The organism is Amycolatopsis sp. MtRt-6 (assembly GCF_017308975.1).
Classification (GTDB): Bacteria; Actinomycetota; Actinomycetes; order Mycobacteriales; family Pseudonocardiaceae; genus Amycolatopsis.
The window spans coordinates 72279-84867 of record NZ_JADWPD010000022.1 but is presented as its reverse complement, the minus strand read 5'-3'; the positions used below and the strand labels follow the sequence as shown (position 1 = coordinate 84867).

At 72.0% G+C, this 12589-nt stretch carries 12 protein-coding genes; 5 read left to right on the top strand and 7 right to left on the bottom strand.

The window, feature by feature from the left end:
- Positions 1-9: 9 nt before the first annotated feature.
- Positions 10-1569 carry an NCS1 family nucleobase:cation symporter-1 gene (locus I4Q55_RS31660; RefSeq protein WP_206792969.1) on the bottom strand — a complete coding sequence of 520 codons (1560 nt, stop codon included), beginning with the start codon at positions 1567-1569 and terminating at the stop codon, positions 10-12.
- Between the two features lie 241 nt (positions 1570-1810).
- Between I4Q55_RS31660 and I4Q55_RS31655 the strand changes: the two genes are divergently transcribed.
- From I4Q55_RS31655 to I4Q55_RS31645, 3 genes are all read left to right on the top strand, one after another.
- Positions 1811-2482, top strand: a complete 672-nt coding sequence (locus tag I4Q55_RS31655; RefSeq protein ID WP_374194506.1) for a response regulator transcription factor — start codon at positions 1811-1813, stop codon at positions 2480-2482.
- Positions 2479-3471, top strand: coding sequence for a HAMP domain-containing sensor histidine kinase (locus tag I4Q55_RS31650; RefSeq protein ID WP_206792965.1), 993 nt, complete (start codon positions 2479-2481; stop codon positions 3469-3471). Before I4Q55_RS31655 ends, I4Q55_RS31650 begins: the two co-directional genes overlap by 4 nt.
- Positions 3472-3679: 208 nt before the next feature.
- On the top strand, positions 3680-5176 hold the full coding sequence (locus I4Q55_RS31645) for a DUF4153 domain-containing protein (RefSeq protein WP_206792963.1): 1497 nt from the start codon (positions 3680-3682) through the stop codon (positions 5174-5176).
- 104 nt (positions 5177-5280) lie between these two features.
- Here the strand turns inward: I4Q55_RS31645 and I4Q55_RS31640 are convergent, their stop codons facing one another.
- Positions 5281-5613 (bottom strand): SSI family serine proteinase inhibitor, encoded by a 333-nt coding sequence (locus tag I4Q55_RS31640; RefSeq protein WP_206792960.1) that lies wholly within the window; start codon positions 5611-5613, stop codon positions 5281-5283.
- Positions 5614-5671: 58 nt separating this feature from the next.
- Complete coding sequence (locus tag I4Q55_RS31635) at positions 5672-7309, bottom strand: PucR family transcriptional regulator ligand-binding domain-containing protein (protein ID WP_206792958.1); 1638 nt, start codon at positions 7307-7309, stop codon at positions 5672-5674.
- 141 nt (positions 7310-7450) lie between these two features.
- Here I4Q55_RS31635 and I4Q55_RS31630 point away from each other — a divergent pair, with 141 nt between their 5' ends.
- Positions 7451-8941 carry a CoA-acylating methylmalonate-semialdehyde dehydrogenase gene (locus I4Q55_RS31630; RefSeq protein ID WP_206792956.1) on the top strand — a complete coding sequence of 497 codons (1491 nt, stop codon included), beginning with the start codon at positions 7451-7453 and terminating at the stop codon, positions 8939-8941.
- On the opposite strand, the gene I4Q55_RS31625 is transcribed toward I4Q55_RS31630, so the two are convergent.
- Genes I4Q55_RS31625 through I4Q55_RS31610 form a run of 4 tightly spaced genes read right to left on the bottom strand, consistent with a single transcriptional unit; the run spans position 8938 to position 11334 of the window.
- Positions 8938-9432, bottom strand: coding sequence for a hypothetical protein (locus I4Q55_RS31625; RefSeq protein ID WP_206792954.1), 495 nt, complete (start codon positions 9430-9432; stop codon positions 8938-8940). The genes I4Q55_RS31630 and I4Q55_RS31625 overlap by 4 nt on opposite strands.
- Positions 9429-10622: a hypothetical protein gene (locus tag I4Q55_RS31620; RefSeq protein WP_206792952.1), complete on the bottom strand. Its 1194-nt coding sequence runs from the start codon at positions 10620-10622 to the stop codon at positions 9429-9431. Before I4Q55_RS31620 ends, I4Q55_RS31625 begins: the two co-directional genes overlap by 4 nt.
- Positions 10619-10936 carry a type VII secretion target gene (locus I4Q55_RS31615; RefSeq protein WP_206792950.1) on the bottom strand — a complete coding sequence of 106 codons (318 nt, stop codon included), beginning with the start codon at positions 10934-10936 and terminating at the stop codon, positions 10619-10621. The genes I4Q55_RS31620 and I4Q55_RS31615 overlap by 4 nt, the downstream gene beginning before the upstream one ends.
- A complete protein-coding gene (locus tag I4Q55_RS31610; protein WP_307793360.1) occupies positions 10936-11334 on the bottom strand; it encodes a YbaB/EbfC family nucleoid-associated protein in 399 nt (132 codons plus the stop codon). Before I4Q55_RS31610 ends, I4Q55_RS31615 begins: the two co-directional genes overlap by 1 nt.
- A gap of 210 nt (positions 11335-11544) precedes the next feature.
- On the opposite strand from I4Q55_RS31610, the gene hrcA reads away from it, so the two are divergent.
- A complete protein-coding gene (hrcA, locus tag I4Q55_RS31605) occupies positions 11545-12570 on the top strand; it encodes a heat-inducible transcriptional repressor HrcA (RefSeq protein ID WP_206792948.1) in 1026 nt (341 codons plus the stop codon).
- Positions 12571-12589: the final 19 nt, after the last annotated feature.

Below are 12589 nucleotides of genomic sequence, written 5' to 3'. Positions count from 1 at the left end.
GACTCCTTGTCACCCGTCCACCGCTGCTGGATCAGGCCGGCTCGAACCACGCTCACTGATTTCCTCCTTCGTTGTGGACAAGGGCAGGGACAGGGCGGCGAAGACGACGAAGGCGCCGACCAGGCCGACCACCCAGTTGTAGTCGTACAGCGGCTTGAGGAACGGGATGAGCCCGTCCGCGGGGAACGGACCGCCGTAGGCGCCGCCGACCGCGAGAACGGCTCCCACCAGCGTCGCGACCAGCGCGCGCCAGTTCCAGCCGCCGGTGAACCAGTACACCCCATCGGGTGTGTACAGGTCCTTCAGCCGCAGCTTCGTGCGGTTGATGACCCAGTAGCCGGCGACGAGCACACCGGCGACCGCGCCGAGCAGGCCGCCGTAGAAGCCGAGCCAGGCGAAGATGTAGATGTTCGGGTCGGAGTACAGCCGCCACGGCTGGATGAGGATGCCGATGACGCCGGTGATCCCGCCGCCGACCGCGAACGTGATCTTCTTCGGGAACGCGTTCGAGAAGTCGTAGGACGGGCTGACGACGTTGGCCGCCAGGTTCGCCGAGATCGTGGCCAGCACCAGCGCGATCAGGGCCACGACGACCACGATCGGGCTGGAGAACCGGTCCGCGAGCTTCGACGGGTCCCACAGCTCTTCGCCGTAGAGCAGCTTGCCGCCCGACGTCGTCAGGATGGCCACGATCGCGATGAACGTCATGGTCGTCGGCAGGCCGAGGATCTGGCCGCGGACCTGCTTGCGCTGGCTGCCGCCGAAGCGGGTGAAGTCGGGCATGTTCAGCGAGAGCGTCGACCAGAACGCGATCATCGCCATCAGCGCGGGCGCGAACACCTTCCAGAAGTCCGGGCCCCAGCCGAGCTTGCCGCCGTCGGACAGGATCGGGCCGAGGCCACCCGCCTTGACCAGCACGTAGGCGAGCATGATCAGGAAGCCGACCGACACCAGCGGCGCCGTCCAGTTCTCGAACCGGCGGACCGCCTCCATGCCGCGCCAGATGATGAGCATCTGGCCGATCCAGAAGACCACGAAGGACAGCCAGAGCGTCCAGTGCTGCCCGGCGACGACGGCCGAGTCACGCCACCACGAGCCGAGGAGCCGGCCGAGGATGACGTAGATGGCCTCGCCGCCGACCCACGTCTGGATGCCGAACCAGCCGCACGCGATGAACGCACGCAGCAGTGCGGCGAGGTTGGCGCCGCGCAGGCCGTAGAACGCGCGGGCGAACACCGGGAACGGGATGCCGTACTTCGTGCCGGCGTGGCTGTTGAGCAGCATCGGCGCGAGCACGACGATGTTGCCGATGGTGATCGTGATCAGCGCCTGCACCCAGTTCATGCCGAGCGCGATCAGCGAGGCGGCCAGGGCGTAGCTGGGGATGTTGTGCGCCATCCCCATCCAGAGCGCGAAGTAGTTGTAGGTGGTCCAGGTCCGTTTTTCGACGGGGACGGGGGCCAGTTCCTCGTTGAAGAACCGGCTGCCTTCGAGAGACCGGACGTCGGCGGGGTCGAGCTCGACCCGGCCGTCGTCGTGCACGCGCTGGTCTGCGGGTGTCGGCGCCATTGCGGAATCCTGCGCGCCTGGTCATCCCCGGGGCAACGGCAGTCTGTTCACTCTTCGCTGATCAGGAGTGCAGTCTGTCGATTGCGCGAAGGGCCCCCGAAGTGCATGACCTGCGTCACACCTCCGGCCGTTACGAACCGGCAAAGCGGGTGAAACGTCTCCACAGGATCTTCACACTTCACGCGAAACGTCTCCACCGGGGGTGCTTAGGGTCGTGGCCATGGAACTGGGTGGGCGGCGCGTGCTCGTCGTCGAGGACGACGTCACGATCGCCGCGTCGATCGCGGCCCGGCTGCGGGCCGAGGGGTTCGGGGTGGACGTCGTCCACGACGGACCGGCCGCCGTCGAGGCCGACGCGGCGTCCGAGCCGGACCTGGTGGTGCTCGACGTGATGCTGCCGGGGTTCGACGGCCTGGAGGTCTGCCGCCGGATCCAGGGCCGCCGTCCGGTGCCGGTGCTGATGCTGACCGCGCGGGCCGACGAGACGGACATGCTGGTCGGGCTGGGGGTCGGCGCCGACGACTACCTCACGAAGCCGTTCTCGATGCGGGTGCTGACCGCGCGGGTGCACGCGCTGCTGCGGCGGGTCGAGCGGTCCGCCCGGCCCGACTCGGCCCGGATCGTGCTGGGCGACCTCGAGATCGACGTCGACCAGCGGCGCGTCGCCCGGGCGGGGGTGCCGGCGCAGCTGACGCCGATCGAGTTCGACCTGCTGGTGCACTTCGCGCGGCGGCCGCGGGTGGTGCAGCCGCGGGAACGGCTCCTGTCGGAGGTGTGGGACTGGGACGTCCACGGCACGTCCGCGGGCACGCGGGCGGTGGACAGCCACATCAAGGCGCTGCGGCGGAAGCTCGGCGCGGACCTGATCCGGACCGTGCACGGCGTCGGCTACGCGTTGGAGGTGGGAACGTGAACCTCGTTCCGCGGCCGCTCGACCGGATCCGGTCGATCAAGCTGAAGCTGGCGATCCTGATGGTCGCCTCCGGCGGCATCGCCTTCGGCTTCTTCAACTGGCAGATCGGCTGGCTGCCACCGAAGACGACGGCCGGCGCGATCCTGCTCGCGTTGCTGCTGTCGCAGGTGCTGGCCCACGGGATGACGCGGCCGCTGCGGGAGATGACGGCGGCGGCGCGGGCGATGGCGAAGGGCGACTACACGCGGCGGATCCGCGCCACCACGCGGGACGAGGTCGGGGTGCTGGCGCAGGCGTTCAACCAGATGGCGGGCGATCTCGGGAACGCGGACCGCCAGCGCCGCGAGCTGATCGCGAACGTGTCCCACGAGCTCCGGACGCCGATCACGGCGTTGAACGGCGTGCTGGAGAACCTGGTCGACGGCGTCGAAGACCCCGACCCCGCCACGTTGAAGACGGCCCTGCAGCAGACCGAGCGCCTGGCGACGCTGGTGGACGAGCTGCTGGACCTGTCGCGGCTGGACGCGGGTGCTTCTTCGCTCCACCTGACGTCGTTCTCGTTGTGGTCGCTGTTGTCCGAGGTGGTCGGGGAGGCGGCGTTCGCGGGTCGCGGGGTGACGTTCGAGGTGTCGGTGTCCCCCGAGGGGGCGGTGGTGACGGCGGACCGCGGCCGGTTGTTCCAGGTGGTGGCGAACCTGCTGGAGAACGCGGCCCGCCACGGCCCGGCGGGCGGCCAGGTGCGGGTGGTGGCGCAGGTGCGGGCGGGGGAGGTGCGCATCGACGTGTGCGACGAGGGCCCGGGCATCGCGCCGGCGGACCGCGAGCGGGTGTTCGAGCGGTTCACGCGGGGCGAGCGGCCGTCCGGCGGGGGAACGGGGCTGGGGCTCGCGATCGCCCGGTGGGCCGTGGAGCTGCACGGCGGGACGATCGGGGTGGTGGACCCGTCGCCGGGGACGGGCAGCCGGATCCGGGTGACCCTGCCGGCTTAGTTTCCGCCCGGCCCCGGTGTCGCGGCGCGGGGCTCGGACAGTGATATTCGCAAAAGCGAACACGAAAGTGAGCGAGATGCCGAAGAGCAGTGTTGGTGGGGCGAAGGTGCCGCGGGGGAAGCGGGCGGTGCGTGAGGCGGGGGCCACGGGTGCGCCGGTGGGCGTTGGTGGGGTGGCTGGGGCCGGTGCGCCGGCCGCGGCCGGTGGGATGTCAGGCGCTTCGGTGGCAGGCGGGGTGGCCGTTGCTGCGGTGCCCGTTCTCCTGCAGCCGGTGGTGCCGCCGAAGTATGCCGTCGTTCCCGTGCCGCCCGCGGTCCTGCCCGCCGCCGGGCTGGCCGGGGTTGCTGGGGCTCTCCTGCTGCCCGTCGACCGGCCCGGGATCGGGTGGCTGCTGTCCGGGCTGGCCGTCGTGGCCGCCGTCTTCGTGGCCGATCGGCGGTCGCGGGAGGGGCAGCCGGGGGCCCTCACCTGGCGGAACGCCGCGTGGGCCGGGCTCGCGCTCGCGCTGCTCGCCGTGGGGTTCGTGCGGGCGTCGGGGTGGCTGTTCACCCTCTGCGTCCTCGCCGCCGTGGTGGCCGGGTCGCTGGCCGTCGTCGGGGAACGGACCGTGCACTCCGTCCTCTACGACATGCTCGCCGTCCCGATCGAGGCCTTCCGCGCCATTCCGTGGGTCGCGCGCGGGGCCGGACAGTTCGGCGCCCGCCGCGATGGGGTGGCCCGGCGGATCGCGCTGGCCGTGCTCGCCGCCGCCGGGCTCGTCGGGGTCTTCGTGCCGCTGCTCGCCAGCGCCGATGCCGCCTTCGCCGCCGTTGTCAGCGCCGTTCTCCCCGAGCTCAGCGTCGCGACGCTCGTGCGGTGGTGCTCCGTCTTCGCCGTCGTCACCCTGGTCGCCGCCGGGGCCTGCTACTTCCTCGCCGCACCCGAACCGCGGGCGTCGGCTGTCCGTCCACAGCGGACGAAGTATGGTCTGGAGTGGACGGTCCCGCTCGCCGTTCTCGTCCTGCTCTTCGGCGTCTTCGTCGGGGTTCGGCTGGTCGTGCTGTTCGGCGGCACCGAATACGTCCTGCGCACCGGCAACCTGACGTCGGCGGAGTACGCCCGCGGCGGGTTCTGGCAGCTGTGCGCCGTCACCGTCCTGACCTTGGCCATCGTGGCCGCCGCGCTGCGGTGGGCGCCGAACGCGACGAAGGCCGACCGGGTCCGGCAGCGCGTCCTGCTCGGGACGCTCAGCGCGCTGAGCCTGGTGCTCGTCGGCTCGGCCTTGAGTCGCATGTGGACCTACCAGCAGGCGTACGGCTTCACCGTGCTGCGGCTGCTGGTCGAGGTCTGCGAACTGTGGTTCGGCGCGGTGTTCGTGCTGGTCCTGGCGGCCCTGGTCCGGCTGCGGTCGGCGTGGCTGCCGCGCGCGGCGATCGGCACGGCCGCGGCGGCGCTGCTCGTCCTCGCCGTCCTCGACCCCGAACGCCTCATCGCCGACGCCAACCTCGACCGCGCGGCCGCCGGCAAGGCACTGGACGACCGCTACCTGGCCGGCTTCTCGGCCGACGTGGTCCCGGTCGTCTCGGCCCGCCTGGCGGAACCGCTGCGCACGTGCGTGCTGCAGCAGGTGCTCCGCGACGACACCCCGGACGGGTGGCCGGCCTGGAACCTCAGCCGCTCGGCGGCCCGCGATGTGACGTTCGGCCCCGACGCGCCGTGCCGCTGAACCGGACGGGCGGGGAGCGCGTGGTTAAGAGGTGCGCGGAAGCCACCGGGCCGTCGTGGGGGCGGCCCGGCGGCTTCCGCGCGTTCGAATGCTCCTCGGGAGCGTCAGAACGCGAAGACCTCGTCCGAATCGCGATCGGCCTCGCACCGGTTGGCGTACGTCGTGTGGAACGACACCGGCTTGCCGTGCCAGGTCCCGATCGCCGTGGCTTCCACCGGGGCGTAGATCAACGTGCACGCCTGGTGCCGCGCGGTGATCCGCGAGAAGTCGCCCCCGGCCGCCGACAGCACCGCGCACGCCTTGTCGCGCTGGGGGTGCGTGCCACCGGCCGGGTCGCACGTCAGCACCGCCGAGCCGGTCCGGCCGGCGGTGTCGTGGGTGGTCAGCTGCAGCGTCGAGGCCGGGGGGTGCGCCGGCGCGAGACAGCCGAGGCTCATCAGACAGGCTGCGAAGGGGATTAGGGCCATATCGGTGTCATCGGCCGACCCCAGTCGATCACTGCACGGCACGTCCGGGTGAGTCTTCTTCGCTCGGCTGGGTGATGTCCCGTGCCAGCAGTGCCACATACAGCGACAACATCGACTCCGGGTCCTCCAGCCGGACGCCGAGGACCTGCTCGATCCGGGCGAGCTGCTGGTAGTAGGCCGTCCGGGACGTGTGGGCCGCCGCGGCCGCCGCCGACTTGTTGCCGCCCTGCTCGCAGTAGTGCCGCAGCGCCTGGACGAGCCGGCTGCCCGACGCCGCGTCGCGCTGGAGCAGCGGCCCGAGCTCCCGCGCCGCGAAGGCTGTCACGCGCTCGTCGCCGGACAGCAGGTGCAGCAGCCCGCGCAGCCGGACGTCCGACAACCGGTGCACCACCCGCTCCGCGCCCGCGCCCAGCGCCGCCGCCGCGACCTGGCTCGCTTCCAGCAACGTCCGGCGGGCCTCGGCCGGGGACGACACCGTCGTGCCGACCGCGAGCACGCCCGGCGCGCTGCCGCGGGCCTCGTGGACGTCGGTGGCGAGCCGGTGCAGCACCGCGTCGGCGTTCGCCTCCGGGGACAGCGCGATCAGCGCCCGCACACCGAGTTCGTCCGTCGCCACCAGCGCCGACACCTTCGCGCGGCGGGCCGCCAGCACCGTCGCCTCGGCCAGCTCGCGCAGCACCGGCGGGGTCGACAACGCCGGCCGCGCCGTCCCGGTCAGCCGCGGCCGCACCGCCAGCCCGACCAGCTGCCGCCCGGGCAGCGGCACGGCCAGCGCCGACGCGCGGGCCAGCAGCTCCGCCGTCGGCGCGGGCGAGGCGAGCAGCTCGGCGAGCACCGCGCGGTGGGCCTGGCGCTCGAGACCGTCGGAATCCTTGGCGACCAGCCGGTGCACGGCCAGCGCGGACGCGGCCCGCTCGGCGACCACCCGGTGGCGGTGCGGCGGCTGGTCGGCGCAGACGAGGATCAGCCGTCCCCAGTCGTGCCCGCGCGCGCCGACCACGGTCACCAGCCAGCCCGACCCCGGGTGGTAGCCGGTTCGCTCGCCGACCTGGACCACCCGCGACCGGGACGGCCAGCCGGTGAGCAGCTCGCCCGGGTCGGTGCCGGCCGCGTCGTAGGCGAGGACTTCGTGGGAGAGCGTCTCCAGGACCACCGGCTGCTCGGTGAGCCGGGCGACCTCGCCCAGGACGACGCCGGGTTCGGCGCCCGCGACCGTCAATGCGGTGAACGTCTCGTGGACGCGCTCGGCGGCACGCAGCTCGGCGACCTGGGCGTCGACGATCTGGCCGTTCACCGCTTCGGTGACGCTCACGAACCGCGTCTCGCGGGAGAGCGTCACCAGGGGGAGCCCGTGTTCCTCGGCCGCGCCGACCAGCGCGGCGGGCAGCTTGTCGCTCCAGTGCCGGACCAGCTCGACGACGACGCCGGCCGCGCCGACCCCGGCCAGGTCCGCGACGTACCGGGCGAGCGCCGGGCCGTCGTCGGGCAGCGCGACGCCGGTGGTCAGCACCAGCTCGCCGCCGCGCAGCAGGTGCGCGATGTCGGCGACCTCGGCGACGTGCGCCCAGCGCACCGGCGCGTCCAGCCCGGCGGCGCCGGCGACGACGTGCGGGCGGCCCTGGCGCAGCACCGGCAGCGCGAGGACCTCGGCGACGGTCGGGTACATGGCTCCTCGGCGTTGTTACCAGTCGGCAGGGGACAGACTGTACGGCCGCGGCGGCGAGTCCGTACACGTTGCTGATGGCCTGGCGTGGCGCCCGCCCGGAGACTCGTGACGGGATGTTGCCGAGTGCGAGGAGTGCCCGCCGTGACCGACCGCATCAGCCACTGGATCGACGGCAAGCCGTTCGGCGGGACCGCCGCGCGCTCCGGCGAGGTGTTCGACCCGGCCACCGGGGAGGTGCGGGCGCACGTCGACTTCGCCGGCGACGCCGAGATCGAAGCCGCCGTCGCCGCGGCCAAGGCGGCGTTGCCGGGCTGGCGCGGGACGTCCCTGGCCGGCCGGACGCGGGTGCTGTTCGCCTTCCGCGAGCTGCTGTCCGCCCGCAAGCACGAGCTGGCGAAGATCATCACGAGCGAGCACGGCAAGGTCGAGTCCGACGCGGCCGGGGAGATCGCCCGCGCGATCGAGAACGTCGAGTTCGCCTGCGGCGCCGCCCAGCTGCTCAAGGGCGGGTTCAGCGAGAACGCCTCCACCGGCGTCGACGTCTACTCGATCGCCCAGCCGCTCGGCGTGGTCGGCGTGATCTCGCCGTTCAACTTCCCGGCGATGGTGCCGCTGTGGTTCGTCCCCAACGCGCTGGCCTGCGGAAACACCGTCGTGCTCAAGCCGAGCGAGAAGGACCCGTCGGCCGCGGTGTTCATCGCGGAGCTGTTCGCCGAGGCCGGGCTGCCCGCGGGGGCGCTGAACGTGCTGCACGGCGACAAGGTGGCCGTGGACGGGCTCCTCGAACACGCCGACGTCAAGGCGATCTCGTTCGTCGGGTCGACGCCGATCGCGCGGTACGTCTACGAAACCGGGACCCGGCACGGCAAGCGCGTCCAGGCCCTCGGCGGGGCGAAGAACCACATGGTGGTGCTGCCGGACGCCGACCTCGACCTCGCCGCCGACGCGGCGGTGTCCGCCGGGTTCGGCTCGGCGGGCGAGCGGTGCATGGCGGTGTCGGTGGTCGTGGCGGTCGACCCGGTCGGCGACGCGCTGGTGGCGAAGATCGCCGAGCGGATGGGCCGGCTGCGGGTCGGCGACGGCCGTGACCCGCAGTCGGAGATGGGCCCGCTGGTGACGGCGGCGCACCACGCCCGGGTCGCGTCCTATGTGGACGCCGGGGTCTCGGCGGGTGCCGCGCTGGTGGTCGACGGCCGCGGGATCGAGGTGCCCGGAGACGGCTTCTGGCTCGGCCCGACGCTGTTCGACCACGTCCGCCCGGCGATGTCCATCTACACGGACGAGATCTTCGGCCCGGTGCTGTCGGTGGCCCGCACGGCGTCGTACGACGAGGCCTTGGAGCTGATCAACGCCAACCCGTACGGCAACGGAACGGCGATCTTCACCGGCGACGGGGCGGCCGCGCGGCGGTTCCAGAACGAGGTCGAGGTGGGCATGGTCGGGGTCAACGTCCCGATCCCGGTCCCGGTCGGCTACTACTCGTTCGGCGGCTGGAAGGACTCGCTGTTCGGCGACAGCCACGCGTACGGGCCGGAGGGGTTCCACTTCTTCACCCGGACGAAGGTGGTCACCTCGCGCTGGCCGGACACCTCGCACGCCGGGGTCAACCTGGGCTTCCCGCGCAACTCCTAGGCCGGGAGGACGTTGATCAGCAGCTTGGCCCGCGGGGCGACCAGGACCGTGTTGACCTGGTCCGGCCGGATCCGCTCGCGCAGCTTCCGCGCCAGCGGGTAGGTCCGGCCGCCGGCCCGCAGGCTGAACGACTCGAGGCTCTTGAACCCCTCCGGGCTGCGGTGCAGGCCGATCGGGTACTCGTCGGTGAGGCGCGCGGTGCCGAAGTCGTGCGTCCAGCCCGTGATCGCGGTCAGCCGGCCGCCGAAGGCGTCGGCGAGCCGGCGGCCGCAGACGTACGCGAACCAGCCGGTGATCGCCAGGAGCGGGACCACGGTGCCCAGCACTTCGCCGGCGGTTTCCGCCACGAGGGCGAGGCTCACCGTCACCACCAGGCCGGCGACGACGAGGGCCGCCGCCACCCAGAAGGTCAGGTCGAGCAGCGCGCCGCGCTGCGCGGGGTGGAGCCGGCCGGCGCGGTTGGCCAGCTCCACCTCGGGCCGGTCGTTCACTCGCCCTCGCCTTCGGGGTGTTCCTTCTCGTAGGCCTCTCGAGTCTCGTGGTAGCGGTCGTACTGCTCGTTCTCCTGGCGGCGCGCCTCGGCGCCCACGCCGACCCCGTCGGCGAGGGTGAACCCGGGGACGCCGGTTCCGTCCCGCCAGTGCTTCTGGTTGAGGAAGCTGCGGCCCTCCTCGGAGTACCTGCCCGGGCCTTCCAGCTTCTCTCGGCCCGGGACGTGCTCCTTGGCGGCGTCGCTCCAGGTCTTCGCCGTCTCCTCGGCGGACTTCGCCTCGCGGCCCGCCTGCTTCAGCTCGTTCGCCCTGCGCTCGATGCCCGCCGCCGTCTCGACGCCGCGGTCCACGATCCGGTCGGCCGCCTTGCCCGCCTTCTTCAGCGCGTTCGCCGCGCCTTCGAGGGCCGCCCTCGACCTGCCCGCGCCCTTCGCCAGGCCCTCGAGCTTCTCGACGATCTTCGCGATGCGCGTGCTGATCTTCTCCGCCAGCACGCCGCCCTCGATCACCGTGTCCGCGATGAACGCCGCGATCGTGCCGCCGAAGGTGCACCACGACGCCGCCAGCGCGGCCAGCGCCTTGACGATCAGCTCGCCCACGAACGACGAGATCAGGTCGCGGATCAGCCCACGCTCGGTGCCGACCAGCGCCGCGCCGACGTTCATCGCCGTCGATGCGCCCTCGGCGTGCGAAGCCGCGCCGCGCAGGACGCCGACGTAGCTCTCGGCCGTCCGCTGGTATGCCTCCGCCGACCCGCAGTCGCTGAACGACTGCTGGACCTTCTTGGCCTTCTGCTCGTAGCTCTCGGCCGTCTCGGTGAGCTGCTTCGCGATGTTGGTCCAGGTCACGGCCTTGGCGGTGATGGCTTCGGGCTTGCCGGCGAGCTTGTCGAGGCCGTCCTTGAGGAAGCTGATGTGCTCGATCAGCCAGCCGACGCCGGCGCTCGCCAGGGTGCCGAGCGGGTCCATCGCCGCGCCGAGCAGGTCGAGGGCGTCGGTGCCGACGTCCATGGCGAGGTTGCCCCAGTCGCCATTGCGGGCGTCGGTGAGCGTCGACGCGGCGTCGTTGAAGATGCCCGCGCCGCCGGTTCGGGCGTTGAGGTTGGCCGCCTCGCCCTTCGAGCCGTCGCCCATGCCGCTCCAGAAGCCGCTCGTCGGCTCGGCCGTCGCGACCAGCGAGTTCTCCGTCATGCGGGCAGCTCCTTGCCGATGCCTTCGATCAGGCACTTCGTCGTGTGCTCGTGCTCGCGGAACGCCGTGTGCGCGGTCTTGACCCGGTCCGCGACCTCGTGACCGGCCTCGACCGCCGCGGCGAGGAAGCTGTCGGCCGTGTCGATCCAGGCCTGGATGGGGAGCGCGAAGACCTGGCCGACCAGGCCGAACGCGTCGAAGTCGAGGGCCTGCGCGGTGCCGGCGGCGTCGAGCGCCTGCCGGACCTTGCCGGCGATCTCGCGGATCTCGTCCTCGTGCCCGCCGAGGACGTCGAAGTCGACCTTCATCGCCATCACAGCCCCCGGCGCAGGATCGAGCTGCCGAAGTCGTCGTCGGACGGCGGTTTCCGGCGCGGTTCTTCGGGTGCCGGAATTTGTTCCTTGAGGAATTCCATGGCTTCGCTGCCTTCGCCGACGACCGGCGCCATGATGCCGGTCAGCTGCTGTGCGGCGTCGATCTGGGCCCGGCGGGCGGCGGCGAGCACAGCCTGGGCGAGCCGGGTCCGCGGCAGCTCGTCGGCACGCGGCCCGAAGGTGAGTTCCTGCAGCGCACCGGCGGTGTTGACGGTGACCGTGACGGCCCCGTCGGCGCTCGTGGCGGTCGCCGAGACACGCTGGAGACGAGCCTTCGCCTCGGCCGCCCGCCGGGCGATTTCGGGCATACCGGCCGAAGCCGGGTCAAAATTGTTCACGGCGACCTCGTCAGTCGGGGAAGGATGCGTGGCTCAGAGGGAGCAAACCGGTTTTCGGTTCCCCATTCAAGCGGGAAAAGTATTTCCAGAACAATGCATGGGAAAAGGTTTTGGCACTCTTTACCCGCCGGGGACGGCCCGCGTTGAGCGCGACCGGCTCAGGCTTCCGTAAACTCGGATCGAGCAGCGAGCGAGGTAGGTGAGGAACCGGTGGCCAACGCGGAGGAACGCCGCTTCGACGTGCTGCGCGCGATCGTGGCCGACTACGTGTCCAACCAGGAACCCGTCGGGTCCAAGGCGATCGTCGAGCGGCACAACCTCGGTGTGTCGAGCGCCACCGTGCGCAACGACATGGCGACCCTCGAAGAAGAGGGCTACATCACCCAGCCGCACACCAGCGCCGGGCGGGTGCCGACCGACAAGGGCTACCGCCTCTTCGTCGACCGGCTCTCCGAGATCAAGCCGCTGAGCGCCGCGGAGCGGCGGGCCATCACCACCTTCCTCGACAGCGGCACCGACCTCGACGACGTCCTCCGCCGCTCGGTCCGGCTGCTCGCGCAGCTGACCCGGCAGGTCGCCGTCGTCCAGTACCCGATGCTGACCAACGCCAAGGTGCGGCACCTCGAAGTGGTGCCGCTCACGCCGGCGCGGCTGATGCTGGTGCTGATCACCGACAACGGGCGCGTCGACCAGCGCACGGTCGACCTCGGCGACGTCGTCACCGAGGAGGACGTCGCCCGGCTCCGCACCGTCCTGAACGCGGCCATGTCCGGGCGGCGGCTCAACGACGCCGCCGCGCGCGTCGCCGAGCTGCCCGACAAGTCGCCCGGCGAGCTGCGGGACGCGCTCATCCGCGTCACCACCGTGCTGGTCGAATCGCTGGCCGAGCACCCCGAAGAGCGCCTGGTGCTCGGCGGCACCGCGAACCTCACCCGCAACGTCGCCGACTTCCCGGGGTCGCTGCGCCAGGTCCTCGAGGCCCTCGAGGAACAGGTGGTCGTGCTCAAGCTGCTGGCCGCCGCGCGCAACCCCGGTGCGATCACGGTGCGCATCGGTGAGGAAAATGAAGACGAGCAGATGCGCAGCACCTCGGTCGTCTCGATCGGCTACGGCCGCGACGACGTGGTGCTCGGCGGCATGGGGGTGGTCGGGCCGACCCGGATGGACTACCCCGGCACGATCGCCGCGGTGCGGGCGGTCGCCAACTACGTGGGGCAGATCCTGGCCGGCCGCTGAGCCGGGCAGAGCAGAAGGA

Bases quoted from the DNA above. Each gene is read 5' to 3' on its own strand.
- I4Q55_RS31660 (WP_206792969.1), bottom strand. From the start codon at position 1,569: ATGGCGCCGACACCCGCAGACCAGCGCGTGCACGACGACGGCCGGGTC.
- I4Q55_RS31645 (WP_206792963.1), top strand. From the start codon at position 3,680: ATGTCAGGCGCTTCGGTGGCAGGCGGGGTGGCCGTTGCTGCGGTGCCC.
- I4Q55_RS31640 (WP_206792960.1), bottom strand. From the start codon at position 5,613: ATGAGCCTCGGCTGTCTCGCGCCGGCGCACCCCCCGGCCTCGACGCTG.
- I4Q55_RS31635 (WP_206792958.1), bottom strand. From the start codon at position 7,309: ATGTACCCGACCGTCGCCGAGGTCCTCGCGCTGCCGGTGCTGCGCCAG.
- I4Q55_RS31620 (WP_206792952.1), bottom strand. From the start codon at position 10,622: ATGACGGAGAACTCGCTGGTCGCGACGGCCGAGCCGACGAGCGGCTTC.
- I4Q55_RS31615 (WP_206792950.1), bottom strand. From the start codon at position 10,936: ATGGCGATGAAGGTCGACTTCGACGTCCTCGGCGGGCACGAGGACGAG.